11 protein-coding genes and 1 pseudogene are annotated in these 25,513 nt (G+C 32.3%); 3 read left to right on the top strand and 9 right to left on the bottom strand.

The genetic code is table 11. The annotated features are described in order from the left end of the window. Positions 1–15 precede the first annotated feature (15 nt). The 6 genes and pseudogenes from ybeY to yihA form a co-directional block, all read right to left on the bottom strand. Positions 16–492: an rRNA maturation RNase YbeY gene (gene ybeY / locus GOY12_RS00315; protein ID WP_175818114.1), complete on the bottom strand. Its 477-nt coding sequence runs from the start codon at positions 490–492 to the stop codon at positions 16–18. A gap of 373 nt (positions 493–865) precedes the next feature. Further along, a pseudogene (gene ftsZ / locus GOY12_RS00310) lies at positions 866–2,055 on the bottom strand (cell division protein FtsZ). Positions 2,056–3,782: 1,727 nt separating this feature from the next. Continuing rightward, positions 3,783–4,415, bottom strand: a complete 633-nt coding sequence (locus GOY12_RS00305; protein ID WP_175818113.1) for a hypothetical protein — start codon at positions 4,413–4,415, stop codon at positions 3,783–3,785. 105 nt (positions 4,416–4,520) lie between these two features. Further along, positions 4,521–4,976 carry a dUTP diphosphatase gene (gene dut, locus GOY12_RS00300; protein WP_175818112.1) on the bottom strand — a complete coding sequence of 152 codons (456 nt, stop codon included), beginning with the start codon at positions 4,974–4,976 and terminating at the stop codon, positions 4,521–4,523. Positions 4,977–5,010: 34 nt separating this feature from the next. Next, on the bottom strand, positions 5,011–5,919 hold the full coding sequence (argB, locus tag GOY12_RS00295) for an acetylglutamate kinase (protein ID WP_175818684.1): 909 nt from the start codon (positions 5,917–5,919) through the stop codon (positions 5,011–5,013). A 4-nt stretch (positions 5,920–5,923) separates the two neighbouring features. Further along, complete coding sequence (gene yihA / locus GOY12_RS00290) at positions 5,924–6,505, bottom strand: ribosome biogenesis GTP-binding protein YihA/YsxC (protein WP_175818111.1); 582 nt, start codon at positions 6,503–6,505, stop codon at positions 5,924–5,926. A gap of 129 nt (positions 6,506–6,634) precedes the next feature. Here yihA and prfA point away from each other — a divergent pair, with 129 nt between their 5' ends. Continuing rightward, positions 6,635–7,714 (top strand): peptide chain release factor 1, encoded by a 1,080-nt coding sequence (gene prfA, locus GOY12_RS00285; protein WP_175818110.1) that lies wholly within the window; start codon positions 6,635–6,637, stop codon positions 7,712–7,714. A 4,375-nt stretch (positions 7,715–12,089) separates the two neighbouring features. Beyond that, complete coding sequence (gene alaS, locus GOY12_RS00280; protein ID WP_175818109.1) at positions 12,090–14,816, top strand: alanine--tRNA ligase; 2,727 nt, start codon at positions 12,090–12,092, stop codon at positions 14,814–14,816. Here the strand turns inward: alaS and GOY12_RS00275 are convergent. The 3 genes from GOY12_RS00275 to miaB all read right to left on the bottom strand — a co-directional run bounded on the left by GOY12_RS00275 (position 14,801) and on the right by miaB (position 22,655). Further along, positions 14,801–17,545 (bottom strand): hypothetical protein, encoded by a 2,745-nt coding sequence (locus tag GOY12_RS00275; RefSeq protein WP_175818108.1) that lies wholly within the window; start codon positions 17,543–17,545, stop codon positions 14,801–14,803. The two genes, alaS and GOY12_RS00275, sit on opposite strands and share 16 nt — an antisense overlap. Before the next feature lie 59 nt (positions 17,546–17,604). After that, complete coding sequence (gene ileS, locus GOY12_RS00270; protein ID WP_175818107.1) at positions 17,605–20,865, bottom strand: isoleucine--tRNA ligase; 3,261 nt, start codon at positions 20,863–20,865, stop codon at positions 17,605–17,607. A gap of 461 nt (positions 20,866–21,326) precedes the next feature. Next, positions 21,327–22,655: a tRNA (N6-isopentenyl adenosine(37)-C2)-methylthiotransferase MiaB gene (gene miaB, locus GOY12_RS00265; RefSeq protein ID WP_175818683.1), complete on the bottom strand. Its 1,329-nt coding sequence runs from the start codon at positions 22,653–22,655 to the stop codon at positions 21,327–21,329. Positions 22,656–23,444: 789 nt separating this feature from the next. Here miaB and gltX point away from each other — a divergent pair. Next, the gene (gene gltX / locus GOY12_RS00260) at positions 23,445–24,773 is read left to right on the top strand and encodes a glutamate--tRNA ligase (RefSeq protein ID WP_175818106.1); all 1,329 of its coding nucleotides are present in this window, start codon (positions 23,445–23,447) and stop codon (positions 24,771–24,773) included. Positions 24,774–25,513 lie beyond the last annotated feature (740 nt).

The raw sequence follows: 25,513 nt of genomic DNA, 5'->3' as shown, positions 1-25,513 counted from the left end.
TTTTACCATTACCTACTATACTTTTGTTAAATCTCCTTCTAAATCAGACAAGTAATTGCAGCTAAGCGAAGTCAAAATCCTGCTTTCCCAGCTTTTCATTATAATTTCTTCATCTTCTTTTTGGTGATCGTAACCAAGCAAATGTAACAATCCATGCACTAACATATGCGCAACATAAGCTATAGTAGATACACTATATTCATTCGACTCTTTTTGTATTGTATCTATTGAAATCGCTACATCACCTAAATCACACTTACTAGATAGTTGCTCATACCGAAATGATAATACATTAGTCGGTTTATTCATTTTTCTAAACTTTAAATTAAGTTGATGTAGCAAATCATCATCAGCAAGAACCACTGATATACTTGGTTTATAGTGATCTATCTCTAATTTCTGTAGAGAAACATTTATAATATTTAACACAAATCGCTCTGGATCCTCTACAATACTATTCCATCTCTCATCAAAAACATTTACTTCTAACATTTATTCACCCTTCTATTTATTTCTGAGACTAAAAAAACTGATAAACATAGCCGTTTTAACATAGTTATATTTTCAAAAGTAGATTTTTTTATATCACTCAACGCCGTCTGATTACTTAAAAACTCAGAAAATTTCATAACCACTGATCCAAATCAACAACCGCTACCATAATTATATTTCTTAAAGACTTTAATTACTTCAAATACCACTTCTTCTTTACCTGTATAGCAAAAAAAGTAAATCCACCTCAGCTCTATACCCTATTATATAACTTTAAACTTGATAGTTGAATACACCACCTACTTTACTATTCTTTCCATATTTCTATAATAAATATTCACTTAGTTCTGACTGAAATAGCACAAAAATTGCATTATTTTTTTCTCCTTAAGTAAGCTGGTATATCATAAATGTTATTATTCCATCTTACCTTTTCACTTACTTGCTCAGTCGTCTTCGTCTCCGGCACTGAAGTTTGGCTGTAAGGCCACTTAAACTTTTCTTCCTTTAAAGCCCTAGTTTGACTAACAGAGGAAGTTTCCACTCTATCATCACGGATAGCACTACTATCAATACCAGTTGCAAGAATAGAAACTCTAACTTTACCTTCCATCGCTTGATCGAAAGTAGCACCAAATATTATATTTGCATTTTCATCCACTTCTTCACGCACTCTATTTGCTGCAGCATCAACTTCAAATAGAGTCATGTCCCCACTACCCGTAATGTTAATCAATATCCCCTGCGCGCCTTTCATCGATACATTATCAAGCAATGGATTAGACATTGCAGCCTCTGCAGCATTAATTGCCCTATTTTCCCCTCCTGCCTCTCCAGTACCAATCATTGCTTTGCCCATTTCGCTCATCACTGTTCCTATATCAGCAAAGTCAAGGTTAATGAGCCCTGGCATAATCATTAAGTCAGTTACTCCTCTAATACCAATGTGCAGAACATTATCAGCAAGTTTAAATGCATCAGCAAACGTGGTTTTTTCATTAGCAATTCTAAACAAGTTTTGATTTGGAATAACAATAAGTGTATCTACATATTTTTGCAATTCCTCTAATCCGAGCTCTGCAATACGCATACGACGTACACCTTCGAAGCCAAATGGCTTAGTTACAACTCCAACAGTTAATATTTTTTTTCTCTTAACATTTTATCTTTCACTGCAGTTCTTGCTTCTCTTGCCGCTTTTGCAATTACTGGCGCTGCACCTGTACCAGTACCACCACCCATTCCTGCTGTTATAAAGAGCATATGACTATCCTTTATATGTTCCATAATTTCTTTAATCGATTCTTCTGCTGCACCTTTACCAATATCAGGTAAGGCACCAGCACCGAGCCCTTTAGTTAAATCAATACCCAGCTGAATTTTTTTATCGCACAATGACTTTTCTAGCGCTTGAGCATCCGTATTTGCTACAACAAAATTTACTCCCTGTAAATTAGATTGAATCATGTTATTCACAGCATTTCCACCAGCACCACCAACACCTATAACAGTAATTCTTGGATATAGTACAGGCAATTCTGAGAAACTGAGGTTAATAGACATTTACATTTCTCAAATTTAGCAGATTCACTTGATAATAAGTTACTGTTTTTTTAACAATATGCAAACACTTTTACTTTATAGATATAAACAGTAAACAAAATTCACTTATTCTTACATTACAAGCATCATCATTATTAGATGATAATTATTAAATATATTAATCAATTAAAAAAATAAAAAATATCTAGAAAAGGAGCGTAGGCTTGTTTCTTTTTTACCAAATATTTATGTTTTTATTGCCTCTTGTACCAAATAATCTTCACTAAAACATAATCCAAAAACTTTTAATATGTTGTTCTCACTAACCCACACCAAATTTTCCTGCTGTTAACTTAAGATTACTTTTATCATCTTTTTCACAAGTATTAAGTACAGCTTCTTTTACCTTTCTAATTTAGCTTGCCTTACCATAGTTTACATACATAAAAGCATTTATAGTAGAGTAGGTATCACTATTGTAGCAACTAGAGAAAACCAGTAAACATCAGATTAGTCACTATAAATACATGTAACTCCCTTATTTTCAGCGCACTCGTCAAGTACACTAATAACGCCTGAAGTTTCTTGTAATCTTACTTATTTATACTCCTCTAAAATAGAGTCAAAAACATTATTTCCTTCTCTATATTTAGAGTTTTTAATGCTACAACTCTACTCCTAAGTAGAATGTCTAAATTTATCCAAGAGCAGTATACATAATTTTAAAAATAGCACATTCAACAGGTTTGCTCGCTAATATATTCTCATTCTATAGTTTAGTACTTCAGCAATTAAAAATTTAACCCTCCTTTAGCACGTATTTTAGCAATTCTAACTCTACTTAATCTAGCCTAATGGATTTATCTAATGTTCTACTTCTTACTCATCAGTTATAACTAATATCTAATTTATTATAACATTCAGCTTGAATTCTCTTTACCGCTACTACTCCTTTTTTTTACATTATCAGTGCTCTCTTTTTATGAGCGCCATAGTAATTTCTCCATGTTCTTCCCCTTCTACTATTGCCGGTATGAAACAACGAATAATGAAGCTCATAAAAGAGACTACTACTTTAAGTACCTCATTGCTAGTCTATTTTATACTAAAAATAACATTAATATCAATTATTCACCACTAATTCAAGCAAGGCAGTAACTTATAAGCTAACTGGCAAGCATTAACTTCTTAGTACCCGAAGGTTTTATTACAGCAGCAGGTGAATGCAATATGCTGCTGTAATTTCAACTATTGTTCTTTACAATAACTTAACCCCTGTTATTTTCACATCAAAAACTGATCTCTTTTCTGCTTACTTAAAATTATCAACTCATACTACTTACTTCTAAAAGGTCTTAACAAATATCAACCAACTTCCCTATAGCCAAAACTGAAACATTCTTTATCAATTAAGCCTTTAGGCAAATCTGTAAGGAAAAATTAACTGCGATTTTTTAGGAAATAGTAGTAGATTAATTGAACTCAACACTACAGTTTTTTTGTTTTTCTACTTGTTGAAACTTCCAATACTTTCAACTATAATCTAAAGATAAACATCATTTCAGTACGCGACACTAGAATCTGTATTTCTTTTTTTTCTAGATGCTAATAATGCAGTTACTTACATGGTAGCACTACCCCCTGATAAGGAAAAAATACAACAAATATAGTGCTTGAAATTCAAGAACTTTTAAGAAGGATAAAAAGAGGTAGACTTGATCTACCTCTTTTTTACTTAGCCATACTACTTACTTTGTTTGTTCTTGCTCTACAGCCTGCCCAACAATAACTGAGTTTAAATAAGTATTAAACTCTTTAGCACCAGCTTTGTCCAGTCCCAATATTTTTGACATCTCAGTCTGAGCCACATATTTACCTTCATCGCTTTTCATGCTCAGTGAACTTATATCTAAGAGCAAAGTATTGCCTACTTCTTGGCTCTTCTCGCTTGTAACAATAACATAACACTCCTTACCCTCTGAGTTAGCAAAATCTATACGGTACTCACCTTCCGCAACCTTTCCATCTTTATCCTTATTTTTGTTATTCTTTTTTATATACTCAAACTCCTTTCTTGTTACTTGTAGCTTTACATTACCACTATCAACAATAAACTTCATAGCCTCCAACTCAGATATTTTATTATTTTTGCTGATAGCATACACCACTAAACCAATCAATACAACAGCAACAGTTACTAATATACCTATTCCAAGCGGTGTAGCTGCAAAAGCAGCAAGTGGAGTTAAAGCTGAAGTTGAAGATACCCAATGTGGTGCTGAAAATGCTGCTGCTGCACCTATAACATATAGAGAAGTAAGTGCTACAAGAGCTGCATTCATTTTGCGAAGTTGACCACGATGATTCCTGAAAATTGACATTATTAACCTCTTTGATAAATCATTAATATACTAAAGCTATATGTAAAAACTACCCCAGTCAAGAAATTTTTAACGTAAAAACTAACTAAGCAGCATTTACATGAACTATCTACCACTTGAACCAAAACCGCCTGCATCTCGATCAGTTTCTTCTATATAAAACTTTTCTGTATTACTCCAAACTACCCAAGATACAGAAGTAATAAGGATTTGTGCAATTCTATCTCCCCTTTCTATTTTATAAGGTTGGTTACTTAGATTAATTAAGCAAACTCTAACCTCACCTCGATAATCAGAATCTACAGTACCAGGAGAATTTAAGATAGTGACCCCATATTTTACAGCAAGGCCAGAACGCGGGCGAATTTGTCCCTCGAAACCATTTGGTATTGCAATTATAATCCCAGTTGGAACAAGTAATCTTTCAAGTGGATTTAAAATCACAAAATCATCCAATGCTGCATAAAGATCCATACCAGCACTCTGCGCAGTTGCATAGCACGGAAGAGGTAAACCTTCACCATGTAATAATTTTTTTATCTCCACTCTAATTTTTTCCACTCTACATACCAAAGATCAAGTTATAGCGTATAAACTATAAATCACTCATAACTGATATACTCGAATTATTCTCAGTAAATAAATCAATCATAACATTAGGTATTCTACCATCAACTATATGAGCGATTCCAGCACATTCTTCTACCATTTTAGTGCATGCTATAAGTTTTTCAATAAGTCTTTCCCCTCTAATTTTACCACAATTAATTGATGTATTTAAATTTTTAATAGATATTCTTCTACTACCAATTTTATCTATTTCTTCTGTATCACTAAAAGTGATCATCTTAGATGCAGAAACTGCAATTGCTATCGCACTTGCAGCACTATCAGCATCGATGTGATATGTCTCCCCACTTCTTCCATGACCAACAGGTGCAATAACCGGTATAAAATCTGATTCCTCAATAAAAAATAATATATCAGGGTTAATCTCAATTGGCATACCAATAAATCCCATGTCTAATATTCTTTCAATATTGTCTGACCCATTTTCTCTCAGCGTAGTGCTTACTTTTTCAGCTTTTATCAGGTTGCCATCCTTTCCACACAATCCAATAGCTGAACCACCAGCAGAATTTATACGCTGGACAATTTTCTTATTCACTGAACCACATAACGCCATTTCTATGATCTTCATAGTGTCTTTATCTGTAAGTCTAATATTATTCACAAATTTACTACCTATACCCAAGGTTTTCAGCACAGAATCAATTTCACGCTCCCCATCATGTACTATAACTGGATTTATGCCAAGTTGTTTCAACAAGACAATATTATGCACAAAAGTATTAAACAGTGTTTCATCTGAGACTGCCACACCACCACATTTTATAACAAAAGTTTCCCCTACAAAGTTAGGTATATTAGATAGCACTTCAAGCAATATTTCTGTCTTTTGCTTAAATGATATCTCACCATTTGAAAATTCACTGCTCTTCATCTTTTTACTTTGTAAACTTAAAAAATTCATCTCTTACCTTGGTTATTTTACATTTAACACGGGTGCTCATTTGATGGATTAACACATTTTCATTATTAATCCACTTTTGAGTGCTTTCTAAAATTGCATCGAGATTTTTTTGACTTAACTTATCTACTTTTGTTAGCACAATATCAAAGTTAATATTATTATATATTAACCAATAAATAAAGTCTTTGTCTATTCCTTTTAGTCCGACTTTGCTATCCACTAACACAAACACCCTCCTTAGGCTCCTTCTCTGAGCTAAATAATACTTGCTTAGGTTTAAATATTGTATTGTTTCTTCCTTGCTTGCATAAGAATAGCCATACCCTGGTAGATCAACAAGCCTAAACTTATTATCATACATAGAATAAAAATTTATTTGCCTAGTGCATCCAGGTTTAGAAGAAACCCTAGCAGCTTTTTTGCTACTTATAAGCAAGTTAATTAAACTAGATTTTCCTACATTTGACCTACCGGCAAATGCAATCTCCGGAACTGACTCACCCGGCAACGATTTTATGTCTGAAGCTCCAAATATAAAATTGCTATTTGATGTCATCTTCCTTGCACTATTATAGAAATATCTAAGGCAGTATGTATATTATAATGTTATTGCTTGATGTAAAAAATCTTTTATTTTAAGTATATGTTATTTGCTAAGATAGTTAAAATATTAGACTTGACCTATATGGACATAGAAAACAATTTACAAGATTTAAAGAAAAAGTTTAACGAAATAGAAAGAAAACTAGGAAATCCTATTAACTTAAGTCAAAAAGAATTTATCAACCTTTCAAAAGAATATTCTGAACTCAAACCAATTATTAAGATAATCAACGAATATAACATGCTAAAAAAGGAAATTTCAGATTTAGAGAAAATACTAAAAGATGAAAACAGTGAATATGATATAAAAGAGTTAGCAAAAGAAGAACTTCTCGAAAAACAAAAAGTACTATTACCAAAAGTAAAAATCAAGCTAAAATTAGCGTTAGTACCCACAGATGAAGATGATTCAAGAAATGCAATACTAGAAATCAGAGCAGGCATAGGAGGAGAAGAAGCAGCATTATTTGCAGCAATGTTATTTCGCATGTACCAAAAATATGCAGAAAGAAGAAACTGGAAATTTGAACCGATAAGCATTTCTAGCACAGGTATAGGTGGCTATAAGGAAGCTTCTGCACTTGTTAATGGAACAGAAGTCTTTGCAAGACTGAAATTTGAATCAGGAGTACACAGAGTACAGCGAGTACCAGAAACTGAGTCTTCAGGAAGATTACACACTTCAGCAGCTACTGTTGCAATATTACCTGAAGTTGAGGAAGTCGATTTTAAAATAGAAGAGAAAGATTTACGAATAGACGTCTACAGGTCTAGCGGCCCCGGTGGGCAATCAGTCAACACAACTGATAGTGCAGTAAGAATTACTCACTTACCAACAGGAATAGTTGTAATACAGCAAGATGAAAAATCTCAGCACAAAAATAAGGCCAAAGCGCTTAAAGTGCTGAGAGCAAGGCTATACGAAATTGAAAGGCAAAAAAAAGAGATAGAAAGATCAACAATGAGGAAAAGCCAAATTGGCTCTGGAGATCGTTCTGAACGTATAAGAACTTATAACTTTCCACAATCAAGAATAACAGATCATAGAATCAATCTAACTTCACATCGGCTAGAGCAGATTATAAAAGAAGGCGAGCTAGATGAATTTATTGAAGCATTAATTTCACGTAACGAAGCAGAAAGGTTAGCAGGAGAAAATTAGTATACATATCTACATCAACCATATTGTGTCCTTCAAAGGCATAAAACAAGTAGTAAAAATGAGTTCCAGTACTACCACAAAAAACACAATTTGACAAGTCAATAAAGAATCTGATATAAATAAAACAAGAAGAAGTTTACACCTCTAATTAGCACTGTCTGACAGATTTTATAACTGATATAAAAAGTAATTATAGGTGATATTGCTAAGTAGTAGGTAAACATTAAATGCAATCATGCCTATCAAAAAGTAATAGAAATCCAATAGTATAATTATTGCGACGTTTACATAAATGTTATGTTGTTACTCATCAATTTTATTGATATAACCTACCTAAAACCGAGTTAATCACCATAACAGCCACGATAATAGAACTTATGTTTTCAATAAATTTCACTGCTTCATTACTTTTATAGCTATCTGCAGCAATTGAGATACAACTACAGGTATAAATATGCTATACACGAGTGCTATAAACAGAGTAAGAGATAAAAAAGTAAAAAAAAATTGATAGTGTACAAACACAATCAATACCACCAATTAATAGCACAATGTATTACCTGTATTATAAATACTCTTCTTCTGTCATAGCATTCAGAGTATTTAACAAAGAGCATTTTTATCAAAATGATTAAAACCACCCACACAAAAAAGTAGTAGCCTACTAGAAAAGTCAAATTAAAAAAACATAACAAACACATTCTCAAATTAGCTACATAAATTTCTTATGATTATCTAGCTCGCTATGCAACAAAGCAACCCCTTTCCTAAAAAGGAAAATTAACTTCTTATGGTACGCTTTGATTTTAGTAACCAGAATTCACAGCCATAGAATTATCTACAGGTCTTAGCATTTACTACTACATTATCTTGCACACAGTTTACAAACTCTAGTAGTCAAAAGCAAGGTAAATACCGAAAGTAATATGAGAATGTTAAAGCTATACTAATAGTGAACATAAAAATCAGTAAGAACACAATTATCATAGTGATATTCCAAGAAACTATTATCCTATAGTGCTTAGTTGCATCCTTTACCAATATATAAGGAAAATAATAAATACCTAAAGCTAAAGTCAGCATCTATTTCAAAATACTACACACAACTTACCTATCTATAGGGTACACCTAATACAGATGTTACAGACTATGTATTTATAAAGTTTTTCAATGCTCTAATCATAAGAAAGCTAAACAAATTTAGCAATAAAATACCTTTATTAAGTATGGACCTTGCTTCATTTTTAAATATCTCACCTCTAATTTTAGGAACCAACTTTGGGTAACATATACATAAGTAATTAAAGTAAGTAATACTCCGGATATCATATAAATATACACAGTAAAATTTCATCAAAATTCATCAATAAATCATGCTAATAGTTTATAGAAAATACTCTATCTTAGATACAAATAATAATTAATATGTTAATAAACAGCATGACAAATTTTTCTCTGCAGTAATGAACACTTATTACCTTAAAGAATCTAAGCACTGAAGAAAGAATAAATACTAATAATTACCCATCTTCCAACAATAAAATAGAGCTCTAATCGCTAGAATTAATTAAAGGTAAGGTACCTAAAGTGCCAATACAATATAAACTGGTACAATAAATTTTAGAACTAAACCTATCTAGAGAATACTATAGGAATAAGATGCTAAAACATATACTCTATACAATTAGAACCCACAAAATTGCCCTATGTCTGTTATCCCTATATTGAATCTTATTAATAACTTAAAAATTATAACATTTTAAATTACACACAATATATACTAATATGCATAAAATAGAGATATTAATACCTACAATTAGTAAGTTCCCCTTCATCACTAGCTTTACCTTAAAGCTAAGTTTATAAACGTCTTAGTCATAAAAAGTAAATTTTACGCAGAACTGTAAAAAAAGATTATATAACTTAATTAATATTCTTTTATAAATTTTACGTTAAACACAAAAACCTTTACTCTTTCAGAGAAAGTTTATCCAATTATAGCTTAATTATTAAATCCTAAATAATTTACCATCTACAAAAAGGGAAAAATTTGATGAATCTTTTTATCAAAAATCTTTCAGCATTGGTTCTGCTGCTGTTGAATATATAGCAAAATATTTAGATTTAAAAGAGTTTAGACTTAAATAGAACTACCCACTTTTCAGTAGGCATTATAAACAACAAAATCAAAACTACAAAGTTTAATATGTAGTAGTACCTGAAACTTTCTAGTCCCATTTATTTTTGCTTTTTTTTACAAATTCTGCTTAGCCAATCAATTAGATGCAGTAATTAGCATCACTCAAACATATAATAAAAAAGACCTATTTTCCACTACAATTGACGGGAGTAATGTCATGGCCGTCAACCTTTTATTATAGCACCAAAGAAAAAAACATTTAAATAAGCAGCTGTGAAATATATTACTCTCAAGGTTCTAAATAAACATGACACTAAACACACATAAGTTGTTGTAAATATTCCAGACATTAACTAGCACCAACTCTTAATAGAAATAAAAAAACAAAGGTAGAGTTGCAAAACTCATGGAGAATTCTAATATAAAATTAACTAATAGATTAAACAATACGAATAAAATTGAAATAAAGGCATTCAATTTTAACTCCAAAGTGAAAAGCATGCTTAGCAAATATAAGAGCAAAGGTTTAAATTATTAAGATAACATATATATTGAATGTTATAGAGTGACTTAGAGGTATATTCAAAAATAACATAGATATGTTTTCAGAATTGATATTTAAAGGAAAATTTGATGCTTAATATAGGCCTAAACACAGTAAAGAAACGTTTCTTCTTTTGATTACTTTTATCCACTGCAAAATTTTATCACAAAGCTGCAATAAATTATATACAGTTAATTAAGAATGATGAATGTGAGTGGTTAATCAACTAGAAACAACAAGAGAATGTGCTCCTATAACTTGTTTTTGTTTAAAAGCACACAAATTTCAAGTGATGTTCAGATTTTTATACTAGTTTTAGTATAAAAGATCTACAAACAGAGAATAATACAGCAGCTCTTTCTATAACTGATTAAATATTAAGTCAAAAAGACCTATACGTTCCTTGCTCAATGCTTATACTTTATCAAGTAGAGGATCTTCTTCAGCCAACACCTTACCTCTTTCCTTCCTATACCAGCTTTTTTTAAGCACTATTCTTTTTTTTCTCCTATATCAAAGGCCAATATTTAACCCCACAACAGCAGTTAACAGTCCTAGCACTCATATAACACAAGCACTCAGCATTAAATTCTACTACCATTATTCCAGTAACCACTACAGTCCGTCTGGCAATTTAAACAACACTCCACCCATATTACTTAGATGGTAGTTATAGCCCTTGATATAAAGTTATTAGAACAGAAAACAACACCTCTTATGTCCTTAACTACAATTTTATTATCAGCATTTCAATCTTTTTTCCTTTCATTATATAGCTAATTCCTCCACCAATTTTATTTAATGCAAAATAAAATTCTTATTGTTTCAAAGAGCTAATTCTACACAATATATTTACTCTACCTTCATATACCTCAATAATTAACCTTTCCGGTAGTAGATGTTGGTTTAAATCTAGAAATCTTGTTACTATAATACTTAGCAACATTAACCTTTTAGTAGCTCGTATCCTACAGTTAACTACTTTCAGTAGTGTATTCTTCTAATTTATTAAAGTCAGAGATAGCTTTGCTGTTGTGCTGTCAAATTACAGTACTTTCTGTAATTGTAGTTATCTTATATACTTTTACAGTATTGTTTATTCTTTCTCTTTATATATTAGATAATAAAAATTCACTCAAGGATGGAATAACTCAATCTAAAAACTCTTTAACGACAAGCGCCAAGCTCAACGTTTTTTTATCTTAAGGTATATAGGCCACACTTTATCACTTAACTCAGCTATTCTCAGTACAGATAACTTACTGCAAAATTTATTACCCACCGACTATTGAATTACTAAATACCATAATTTTTTTAAGGTCTTTATCACCTACTTCAACTTCAAAAATTACATGAATGTCAAATATACAAAGAGGAACAAATTTCTATTTCATCATTTGTAATTAAATTGATAAAACCGATTACTTTTCAGATAATCTATATCTATCCCATATTACCTAGTAATAATTTCATAGATATTTTATATCCTCTAAGTTAATCAATAAAAATATTGCTTTAATTAATAAATATCTCTATATTATTTGAACAGACTACTTGAGACTATAATTTTTTACTAAAATTTTTATATAAGAATCATTTTTGTTACACTAAATGTAATATATTAATATTTAGATCAGTAAATTGATTTTACCCTCATTACAACTTATTATTCATAAATAACCTCAAAAACAATGAAGCTAAACGAAATTAGGGAAAGATTCATAAATTTTTTCGTAAATAACAATCACAAGCATATTCCTTCTTCTCCTTTAATTCCAGAACACGACACAACACTTATGTTTACAAATGCTGGCATGGTGCAGTTCAAAAACTGCTTTACTGGTTTACAAAAAATTGAAGCTGAACGTGCTGTTTCAAGTCAAAAGTGTTTAAGGGCCGGCGGTAAACATAATGATCTAGAAAACGTTGGTTATACGACTAGGCACCATACATTCTTTGAAATGCTTGGGAATTTTAGCTTTGGTGATTACTTTAAAGAAACAGCAATAGAACTTGCATGGAAATTTATTACCGAAGAATTATCTCTTGACAAAAGCAGATTATCTATAACCATTTATCATACTGATAATGAATCATACAAAATTTGGCGCAAGGTAAGTGGTTTTTCAGATGATAAAATCATAAGAATTGCAACAGAAGACAACTTTTGGAGCATGGGCAACACTGGTCCATGTGGTCCATGTTCTGAAATTCTTTTCGATCATGCAAAGCCCAACTTACAAGATAATGACAGAACTGTTGAAATTTGGAATTTGGTATTCATAGAATACAATAAAGATGAAGAAGGCAATTTACAAAAATTACAAAAGAAATGCATTGACACTGGGATGGGTCTTGAAAGAATAGCTGCTGTGATGCAAAACGTTCACGATAACTATGATATTGATCTATTTTCTACCATAATAAATAAATCACAAGGATACTGTGCAAATATAGAAAATAAAGTAGCTCATAAGATTATCGCAGATCATCTTCGTTCAGCTGCATTTCTAATTGCAGAAGGAATGCTTCCTGGAAACGAAGGCAGAAGTTATGTATTACGTAGATTGATCAGGAGAGCTGCATGTTATATTCACCAGCTTGGATATAATAAACCCCTTCTTCATCATATTTTTCCAGTATTAATAGATAGCTCAAGCTCAGCTTATATGGGAGATATTTACCCTGAGTTAATTAGAGCTAAAAGCTTAATAGAAATAACATTAAAATCAGAGGAAGAGAACTTTAAAGATACTTTGGTGAAAGGTATCAATCTCTTAGAAAAATTTATTGCAGATTTAAAACCAGGTGATACTCTATCAGGAAAATCAGCATTTAAGCTATATGATACTTATGGATTCCCCTTAGATATCACGCTTGATATTTTAAAAGAGAGAAGAATAAATTTTGACCAAAAGGGTTTTGATAACGCAATGGAAGAACAGAAGGAAAGAGCACGTGCTAAATGGGTAGTAGTAGGACCTGGCGAAAAATCCGTTAAGCAAGTATGGTTTGATTTGATTGATAAATTTGGCAAAACAGAATTCATTGGTTATGAGTCTAGTGAAGCAAAGGATGCAAAAGTACTAGCCATAATTTCCCCTAAAAATAAAGTTATTAACTCTGCACAAAAGGGAGATAAGATAACTATCATACTTGATAAAACGCCTTTTTATGGTGAATCAGGTGGACAATCTGGGGATGTTGGAGAGTTTCTCTTTGCTACCCCATTGATAAGCGCTGAGATTCACAAAAAAAATAACCAATCATGTACTACAAATCATACTATTCAAGGTATAGTTACAGTAGAAAATACCAATAAAATTAAAGACTTATATCTACACAGATGCATAGTTAAATCTGGTTCAATTCATAAAGGTGACATAGTCACAGCAACCATTGATAAGGAAAAAAGAAAGAGCATAAGAATGAATCACTCAGCTACACATCTTTTACACTTTGTACTGAAAAAAACCTTAGGTGATCACATTACTCAAAAAGGTTCTTTAGTTGCATCAGATAGATTAAGATTTGACTTCAGCCATAACACTCAAGTTACTCAAAATCAGCTGTTTTTAATAGAAGATATGGTAAACTTTTTAATAAGAGCAAATCTTTCCACGTCCACAAAAATTCAGAGCATAAACCAGGCAATGAGTGAAGGAGCTATAGCATCGTTTGGCAAAAAATATGGTGATCAGGTCAGGGTTGTAAACATTGGAGACTCAAAAGAATTATGTAGTGGGACACATGTAGAATGCACTGGAGAAATAGGTTTATTTAAAATAGTAACAGAATGTTCTATTTCATCTGGAGTAAGAAGAATCGAAGCCCTAACTGGTCAAGAAGCAATTAATTATGTCCGTAATAATGAAATTAACTTAAAAAAAGTTGCAAAATCCGTAAAAGCGCCAATAAGCGAGATAATAAATCGATTAGATATTTTAAATCAAGAACGCAAAGAATTCGAAGCTAAAATAAAAAAACTTTATAAAAAGCTCTTAAGAATAGAAAATATAAAAAGCATCGAAATAAATAGGATATATTTTATAAGTCATGCTTTTACTGACATTCCAGTAAATATAATAAGAGAATTTGTTCTGCAGCAACAAAAGCCAAAAACAGTAATAGCTTTTACAGTAACTGGAAAGAATAAAACACTTTCGCAATCCTTTATCATTCCAACTTCACACACTGGGATGATGCCAAATAGAGCTACTAATTTCTCACCAAGCAAGAAGTCCAGTAAAACAGCTTTGATTGTAAAAGTAAGTAAAGACCTAGCTGACAAAATCAGTGCAAAAGAGCTAGTATCTACTGTAACTGGAAAAAGTTGCAGTGGAAACGATGAACTTGTTCAAACAGGCTGTAATGATAGTGATATTATCACAGCCATTTATAACTACTTAGCAAGATAGTGTATTATGCTACCAGGTAGAGCTTGTCGCCGTATTCCTATATTATAAAGCTCACTTAATTTAGTTTTCACTGTCTCTTCTGTTTCTTGAGGGATATTTTCACTTTCATTAACCAGTGTGAACTCAATATCCTTAAAAAATCTATTCCACATACTACACAAATGCTCTTTTACTTGAGGCCATATATTCTTTTTAAATGTTTCTCCATCATCAGAAAATACATTACCTACTAAAGTTCCTACTTTCTCATAACTTGATTCAAAATATTGAAGCAACATCTCTACCTCCTTATAAGTATTATGAGCTGAATCTAATGCTTTTCCTTCTATACTATTTTTATCTCCAATAGCTGATAATCCAAGCTTATTATAATTCAGAGCAACCTGCGCAGGCTTTATTACTTTTCTATATACCCAACCCCAACCCTGACCTAATAAATTATTTTCATTATCTTTCGATATATTTTTTGGCACATTACTTATTATATTTTCCATCAAAATACCTATCAAAGGAGATAATAAAGCCTGACAAAAATGTTTGATATTATCTTTCGTTTTAATCATAGGATATTCGATACATTTTTCTGCTAAACAGCATTCAAGTTCTGCTCTCTCTAATAACTTCTTGATTTCTTTTTCATTAAAAGTTTCTTGCTTACACAACTTCAATAAATCATCTTCTATTACCGCAAATCTTATCTTTTCACGAGAAGTAAGTTCTTCTCTGTAATCATTTTCCGTTTTCTCATTTATCAATAACCCTTCTTTTTCTGATCCTAATCGTTCCAATGTTTCCAAAATTTCCTGGTTATTTTTCAAACATAACTCTATCAACTCTATACTTAAAGATTCCTTCTCTTTACTATTTTTCTCACTATCCAAATTCTTATTCTGCTTTTCTATTACTTTCTTCAATTCCACAGGTTGCATTAAATACTTTCCTACTTCTTCTCGATAAGAAACAATCCTATTTACTAGGCATTCTTCATCCTCCCCATCAAACAGCATGAATACACCAGTATTATCTTCTATGTCTCTTATACTTTTTCCTTGCTCTTGAAACAAACTTTGAGTTTTACATTTCATTATTTCTAAATACATTTTCTCTAGCAAGAGGTTTACTTCATGATAAGAACACACATTTATATTTAAATCACAGAATTCACCAAGCAGACCCTGCTTTACATCAACTGCTAGATCCGATTGACTTAACATAACTTCAGCCTTTCTTATTTTCGATTTTACCAACTCTCGATAAACATATTGATTAGCAGGCTCAAATTCAAAAATATCCTCAAGTTTCCTCCTTAGATTATTACTCACTGAACTGCTATCTTTTTTCAAAGCTTTATGTATCTTTAAATATATCACCTCTAATTTCTCTTTTATGTTCTGATATTTCCGTCCTCCTTTTTCTTTTAACTCTACAATTAAATTTCTAGCCTCAGAGGTAGCCTTTTTTGTCTCCTGAGGATATATTTCACTGTAAACACCAATTACTCCTCCAACCACACGTTGTTTCCATTTTGCTCTAAACAAAGGAAGTGTACCACTTTTTAAGTTGGTTGATATTTTTAAATCCCTTATTATCATCTCTTTCTCAGTCGGTAACTCCTTACCCTGGCTTTTCAATTCTTGCTCTACCAATACCTCTTTCAGTCTTTCTTCTATATCTAATCCCCCCCTTTTTTCTCTTTCCCTTTGTGCAACCTTAATTGCCTGTATAAAGGCAACTCTATAAGCGTCCTGTATTAAGTGACTTGCTAACTTAGAATCTACACTATCTATCACCTTCAGTCTAAACTCATTCAACAGCTTTTTTAGGCTATCGTATACGATATCATTCTTTCTTAGTTTTACCAGTTTTTCAATACCCCTTGCAAATTCTCGAATTGACTTTGCAATCACATTACTAATTTCACTATACAAATGTACAAGACCATTTTTTAAGCGAACATTAGCTGATAGCTTTAGTATAGTACTATGCCCTACATCTCGCATAATAGATAGTTTACCATTTCCATCTTCGCATAAATCTTTAAGCAACTGTTCAAACTGTGGCGGGAACTTAATCTTCATATTCCACATAATGTTTGGATTAAGAACTTCCGCCCCATAACTTGTTTCATGAAAAGATACTCTAATATCTTGGTGCTTATTATAACACAGCCCAATACTTATTCTAAGAGCAGCAATTAAAGAGTTAGATAATTTCCTATTTAAAAGACAAAAAGTAGCTAAAGCAAGTGTTGCAGGGATAATTAAGACTACAAGCATAGCCACGTTAACAAGAATCACTATCGCAGTAAGAACACCATATGCCAATCTTTTCGGTACACTTTCACTCACTTCACCTTTTTTCACTTTATTCTCTTCAAAACCGATCTGTATTTTATCGTCTGCTTTAAATCTACTACATATGACTAACCCTAATACAACAAAAGCAACATAAGGAAGCATCAAAACCGATAAAGCTAAATTTAACACCCGTTTTTCCGGGCAAACACTGCTTATCTCTTTGAAGATTTTACTTGATACATTATACCAGGAAGTAAAAAAGTCAGAGTTATAACCTTTATAATAAAATATACTTAGTGGGATACTAAAATCAACAACCTCATCCCTTTTCCTCAAATCATCTTGCTCTTTCGAAGTAAGAACAGACTCTTTTTTACCCAAACTACCATCATCATCGTTACTTAAGTTACCAACTTTAACAGCTATATCCATATTGTAACCTCATTTGAAGTAACTTAAGTGTAGCATGAACAATGACAATTCTCAACTACTTAATAATTTAAACTAATACCAATGATCAAATCTTGGTATTTCTTAAAATAGAAGCCAGCTCTGATTTCTGCACCAACCTCTAAAGATAAGGCAAGAGTCTGCTCTTTTATATACTTACCCCACACATTTACCGCTTTTTCAATTTTCTCATCCTCTGTTTTGATTATTACTCTGATTCTATCAGATATATGAAAATTAGCTTGTTTCCTAGTTTCCTGAATGAACCTTACAATATCTCGCGCAAGTCCTTCTAGAATCAATTCATCATTTAGTTCAATGTTTAGGACAACAACCCCTTTATTGTTATCAAATACAGCAGAATGCTCCCTATTTGCCTTTAATAATAGTTCATACTCACCTTCTTCTATAACATAGCTTTCTAACTCATCTCCTAAAAATATTCGCCCACCTTCAATCTGTCTCCATTTTCTCCCTTTAACATATTGAACTAGCCTCTTGATTTTGCTCGGAATCTTTTTTCCAAGCAGTGAAAAATTTAGCTTTAACTCCAGTGACGCAATATCTTCAAGCTTGTTAACTAATTCCAAGCTTTTTATATTTACCTCATCCTTTATCATCTCCTGATAATCATTCTCAAGAAAATTACAAAAAAACTGATGATAAATTACCATACTGCCAAGTGGCTGCCTAATACGTATATTAAAAGTGTTTCTAACAGAGAGTGCAGCATTACACATTTCTCTCACCAAATCCATTTTGGCAATAAATTTACTATCATACCTCTCTAATTGTGGAAAATCAGCTAAATGAACAGATGTTTCCCTATACTTAAGTCCCTGCCATATAGCTTCTGTTATAAGCGGCAATAAAGGAGCTGCGGCTCTTAATATATAATAAAAAACCGTGTATAAAACATTATAAGCATCAATTTTATTCTGATCTAAACCATTTCTCCAAAAACGCCCACGATTGCGACGGATATACCAGTTATTCAGCACTTCAAAAAAATCTATTAGAACTTTGCAAGCTCCTTGAGAATTATAGTTGTTCATAAAAGTCTGGATGCTTTCTATAGCTTCAAAACATTTAGAGACCATATAACAATCAATAGTACTTTGATAATCTTTACAAACTGCAGCCTTGATTTCATCTGCATTTGCATACATAGTAAAGAAGTGATAACTACTCCAAATAGGTTTTATCACATTTCTTAAAACATCTCGTATCGAGTTCCCATCTTTATCAAGTAACAAATCACCACCACAAACAATAGGGCTAGAAAGCATAAAAAAGCGCAGAGCATCAGAACCATACTTATCAAAAACCTCCATTGGATCTACATAATTACTCAAATGCTTAGATAACTTATGACCTTTCATATCCAAAACTACACCGTGGCATATACAATTTCTAAATGGTTCACTGTCAAATAAAGCAGTAGATAATACAAAAAGTGTATAGAACCACCCTCTTGTTTGCGCTATATATTCAGTGATAAAATCTGCAGGAAAATTACCCTTAAACCATTTCTTATTTTCAAATGGATAGTGAACTTGTGCAAACGGCATTGAACCAGACTCAAACCAACAGTCAAACACGTCGGGTACACGGCGCATAACTGACTTTTCTGTTGGATCATCAGGATTTAGCCTTGTCAAAGAATCAATAAATGGTCTGTGTAAATCATTTACTTTAACATTAAAATCTCGTTCTAGTTCTGCTATTGAACCATATACATCTATTCTTGGATACCTTACATCATCCGATTTCCACACAGGAATTGGTGTACCCCAAAACCGATTGCGTGAAACTGACCAATCATGTGCTCCTTCAAGCCATTTTCCGAACTGACCATCTCTTATATAATCTGGTATCCAATTGACTCTTCTATTCAACTCCAACATCCTTCCCTTAAACTTTGTCACAGCAACATACCAAGAAGGCATAGTACGGTAGATTAAAGGAGTATCAGTTCTCCAGCAGTGCGGATAATTATGAACATATTTCTCAGTTTTAAACCAGTTTCCTTGCTCTCTCAATTTCTTTATTATTATATCGTCAGCATCAAAAACATGCACTCCGGCTAGATCTGAAACTTCAAGAGTAAATTTACCACTGTTATCAATCGGACAAACAGCTGGAATATTATGACCTTGGCAAAGGTAAAAATCTTCCTCACCAAATCCAGGAGCAGTATGTACAACGCCAGTACCATTTTCTCCTACAACATAATCAGCAGCAAAAATGCGGAACGCATTTTTTGTATCTTTAAAGTAATCAAACAGTGGCTTATAAGAAAGACCTATAAGATCATTTGCTTTAAGCCTTATGTTACAGTTTTCATATGTAACATTGTCCTTTTCGCAATAATCGATAAATTTTTCTAGGTAGCTTTTAGCAAAGATATATACCTCATCACTTACCTGATTTCTTTTATTGTCCTCTGTTATCCTAGCACCTTGACACTGAAATCCGAAAGCAGATTCTAGAGTCACATGTTGAAATGACATCAAGGAGTGAACTAACACCGCACAATATTCAATATCTTTCCCTATTGCTAAAGCTAAATTACTTGGCAAAGTCCAAGGAGTTGTAGTCCAAGCAAGCAATTTACATTTTTGCTTAAATTGCTGTGGATTTTCCAAAAGCTCAAATGCAACAGTGACAGCCTTGCTAGTCCTTTCTCTATAAGAGTTATCAAGCCTTGTTTCAAAATTAGATAATGGAGTCTCGCACGCCCAGCTGTACGGCACAACACGTACCGATTCATATACCAGACCTCTATCATAAAGCTGCTTAAATGCCCACATGACCGACTCCATAAATGATCTATCCATTGTTTTATAGCTATCATGAAAATCTACCCACCTTGCTTGCCTATTTATATATTTTTTCCATTCCAATGAAAATCTCATTACAGAAGCACGGCAATGGTTATTAAATTTTTCAATACCAAATTTTTCTATCTCAGTCCTACCAGATATTCCAAGTTCCTTTTCTGCACCCATCTCAGCTGGCAGTCCATGGCAATCCCAACCAAATCTACGTTCAACCCTCTTTTGTAACATGGTTTGATACCTTGCAAACGCATCTTTTATAAAACCAGTAAGTAAATGCCCATAATGTGGAAGTCCATTTGCAAATGGAGGTCCATCATAAAAGACGAAACAATTATCTTTAGAACGTTCTTCAACTGAACGCTCGAAAATTTTATTTTCCTGCCCAAATTTTATTACTTCATTTTCTAACAAAGAAAAATCAGGGTTGCTAATTGTACTAGGATAATGCTTCATGCTCACTTTTACTGATAAAGCTAAAGAGTATAGAGCTTCGTAAAAAATTACAAATCCAAAAAAATGTAAACCTTATCTCTATAAAAGTTTATCTATTAATATATATTAATATCACTATATCTGATATTAATATATTAAATACATTATTTAATATAAAGGAGCTAATTATGCCTAAAGGCAACAATAATAAAAATATTATCATAAAAATCTAACTTAGAACTTACATTTCTATAAGAACAATAATTCTTAGAAAAAACTAGACAATATATCATAAACGCAAAAGAAGAATAACTAGCAGACCTAAAAGTATACTATATGAAGCTTTACATACTAACATAATAAAGAATTATGGTTACTATAGAATTTAAAATAATTGACCAGAGATAAACGAGAAAAGTCCTCTTTTGTTTTCATAGTGGCGCTTTTCTCTAAGCAAAAGAATAATTTTTGACAGGTGATCAACAGAGTTAATCCTTTAAACTTACTCCTAATAAACTATTCTGCCAAGCTTCCAGTATTTTCACATTCACTATTTTATTTCCATATTTACCTTCAGGATCGCTAACACACACTGATTGCATATATGGGCTCTTACCAATAATTTGGTTTTGACGTTTACCTTTTTTACCACTAAATAGAACAGGTATAGTTTTACCTATCATACTCTGGTTAAATTTAAGCTGTTGTTTATTAATTAACTTCTGTAAACAAAGGAGACGTTCTGTTTTAATTTCTTCAGGCACTTGATCTTTTTTTTCTGCCCCAGGTGTACCTGGTCTTGGACTATATTTAAAACCATAAGCCTGAGCATACTTTACTTCTTCTACTAACTTTATAGTCTCCTCAAAATCTCTTTCAGTTTCTCCAGGAAAACCAACAATAAAATCAGAAGAAAATTCAATTTCAGGTTTCAATTTGCGAAACTTACTCGTTATTTCCAAATACTCCTCTGCAGTGTATTTTCTATTCATTGCACGCAATATTTTATTTGAACCTGATTGCACAGGCAGGTGAATAAATGGCATGAGTTTTGGTTCTTCCGCATGCACCAAGTATAGAGATTCATGCATATCTCTTGGGTGAGAAGTCGTATAGCGGATTCTTTCTAGCTTTTCAATTCTAGCGATATAACTAATTAATTTTCCTAAATTCCACACTTTCCCTTCACATTCCCCACGATAAGCATTAACATTTTGACCGAGCAAATTGATTTCCTTTGTTCCATTTGCAACTAATTTTAATGCTTCACGGAATATTTCACCCACTGGTCGTGAATATTCAGCTCCACGAGTATAAGGTACTACACAAAACGTACAAAACTTATCACAACCCTCTTGTATAGAAAGAAATGCAGAAGATCCTTGGCTATTACCGTAGCACTTATCCTGTAATTTATCAAACTTCGCAATCACAGGAAAGTCAGTGCTTATTACATGCCCTTTATTTTTGTTTATCTTAACTATCAGCTCTGGTAAAGTAGCAATACTCTGCGGACCAACAACAGCATGTATAAACGGAGCTCTTCTAAATATCTCTTCTCCTTCTGCTTGTGCTACACATCCGGCTACCACTATAATAATTTCTTTACTCTTTTGTAACAAGTGAATCCTTCCAAGCTCTGAATAAAGCTTTTCCGCTGCCTTTTCTCTAATATAACAAGTATTTAGTATCACTAAATCAGCCTTTTCCACATCGCTTACAATATCAAATCCCAAAGGCTTAATCATATTTTTCATTAAAATGGAGTCGTAAACATTCATCTGACAGCCATAAGTTTTAATATATAAACCCTTCATTTTACACTTCTTGCAAGTCATCATATATACCTCTGGCATATGAGGTGCAGCAGCATAAGCACTGTTACTTAAAATACCACAACAGATATTATCTAAGTAGGTAACACCAAAGGATTAACAACTAGTTACATAATGAAAACTCAACCTCAAAAATATTGGCTACCTGCGCAACATCATTTTCACTGCAAACTTCATATAGTAAAACTATATGAAAAAACAGGTTCCAGTGTCAAGCATCTAGATAATAGGACTCATAGATTCTATTCAAGTAGTCTAACACTAGAATCCAGAAAAAAAGAAATATAGATTTTAGTGTTACGCACTAAAATCTACCTCCTATTGTAAAAATAAATGCTTGTATAAGAATTGCCTCAACACTTTAAAAATCTACCAATAAAAAAAGAAACTCTAGCAACACTATTTTTATATAGGCGTTTTTTAAAAAGTCTTAACACCTGATAAGGGTGTTTCAGTCTGTATAAGCAAAGATTCAAAAGTTTAGATAAAATCTATAAAGGCATAGAGCGCACACAGTACAAAAATTAAATGTAAGACACGAGCTATATAATATCCAATCATTTGCCCCATACAAAGTTGAAGATAATTGAATACCTTTACTATTATATATTATATGTGATAAGAGAACCAGTAAGGTCTGTTAAATAATTTTTATCTCACTTCTATTAGCTACTTGAATCTTTGGTAAATAGAACACTTACAAAAAAACCAAATCGCTTTGCTTGCTTTAGCTATATATTTATATAAAATTAAAAAAAGCTAGAGACATAAATGTTAACAAGATTCGCTCCAAGCCCAACTGGCTACCTTCATGTAGGAAATGTTCGCACTGCACTTATCTGCTGGATGTATACACGCAGTCAAAACGGAAAGTTTCTACTCCGTTTTGATGATACTGACTTTCAGCGTTCAAACATTAAATACATAAATAGTATCATACAAGACTTGCAATGGATTAATATAGATTGGGATTTAAACTTTAAGCAATCAGAGCGCTTCGAGCGCTATAATGAGGTGTTTTTGCAGTTAGTAAAAGAAGGATATATTTATGCATGCTATGAAACAAAAGAAGAGTTAAACATCAAACGTAAACTGCAGCTAAAACAAGGACTTTCTCCCATTTATGATAGAGGTGCATTAATTCTAACTGAGCAGGACAAAGCTCGCTATGAGCGAGAAAAACGAAAACCACACTTTAGATTTAAGTTGAATAGAAATGAGGTCACTAAATGGAACGATGAAGTTAAAGGCAAAATAAATATTGCAACTAGTCATATCAGCGATCCTATAGTAAGAAGAGAAGATGGGATTTATACATATATGCTACCTTCTGTCATCGATGACATTGACTTTAATATAACCCATATTGTACGTGGGGAAGATCATATAACTAATACTGCAGCACAAATACAAATGATACTAGCATTAAAAGCAAAAGTCCCAACATTTGCTCATCTTTCTCTGCTACATTTTGATAATAGCAAGATATCAAAGCGAAAAGGTGGACTAGACATCAGATTTATCAAGAAAGGTGAAATTGAACCAATTGCCCTTACCAGCTACTTAGCAAAGCTTGGAACATTAGACCCTATTAAGGCCCATGCTAACATGCAATCTTTAGTTGACTCATTTGACATTAAAAAATTTAGTTCAGCATCTACACAATTTAATTTAGGCGAAGTATACAAGCTAAATAGCAAAGTTCTGCAACAGATGCCATTTAAAATAATGGAAGAGCGTTTAAATCAAGTCAGAGTAAACTCTCCGGAGTTTTGGTACTTTATAAGAAATAATATAAAAAAGTTTTCGGAGGTAGAAAAGTGGTGGCAAATATGCAAATCTGATATAGAACCTGTGATTTTTGATAAGGAGCTCATACAAACTGCACTCAATGTATTACCGCAAGGTGATTGTAATGAAAGTACATTGTCAGAGTGGGTCAAAGCTATTCGACAGGCAGTAGACACAAAAACAAAAAACCTATTTATGCAGCTACGTTTAGCTTTAACAGGTAAAAAAACAGGTCCGGAACTTGCTAGGTTGTTAGTTTTTATCGGCAGAGAAAGTATTGCTGCAAGATTAAAAAAAAGTAGAAGGTAAGCTAGTGCAAAAATTATGGGGGAAAAGCGCACATAAGACTCTCAGAACAGCTAAAGATTCGCATTAAACAGTCATTATAAAGCAACATTCGCAGTAAATAAACAAGCTTATTTTATCTTACTATCATGTTAGTATAGATCTTAAAACCCCAAAGAGAACATGATTATGAAGTAAAAAATATTGATATCAATCAAGCAAAAGATTTCCAGAAAAGGGTATTCACAGAAATGAAAGGTTTTAAGCATGAGAAATTTAAAACATACATGTAAATTCACTGAAGAGTAGTACCCTAATATTAAATCCATGCAGGAGATTGCTGCACAATTGCCTTAGCTTCATATAATATAGTGATTATCGACAAGATAAAAACTTACAATAGGAACTTTTCTACTCTCAAAAAACTATAGAATACGGTTGAATATATAACATTATAGTAATACAAAAGAATATGAATTACATACATATCAAGGGTAAGTAATTATTAATTTTAAAGACAAGTTATCATCTCTTAATCAAATCTAGCATATTTACATTAAAATGATCCATATATTTCTACTTTTTAAAACACAGAAGATGATCTTAATAAAAAAAATATAGGTAGGAAAAGAGCTTGTAAAATATATAGAAAAGCTCCAGCTCAAACTTTGGGAGAAGGATTTACATTTTGTTTAACAGGCAATTTCATTTCAATATTAGAGATCTTTATCTCTAATATTAGTTTACTGTTTCATCATCAAGTT

Origin of the sequence: Wolbachia endosymbiont of Dirofilaria (Dirofilaria) immitis (genome assembly GCF_013365455.1) — a bacterium.
Taxonomy (GTDB): domain Bacteria; phylum Pseudomonadota; class Alphaproteobacteria; order Rickettsiales; family Anaplasmataceae; genus Wolbachia.
This window is presented reverse-complemented; position numbering and strand designations above follow the sequence as displayed.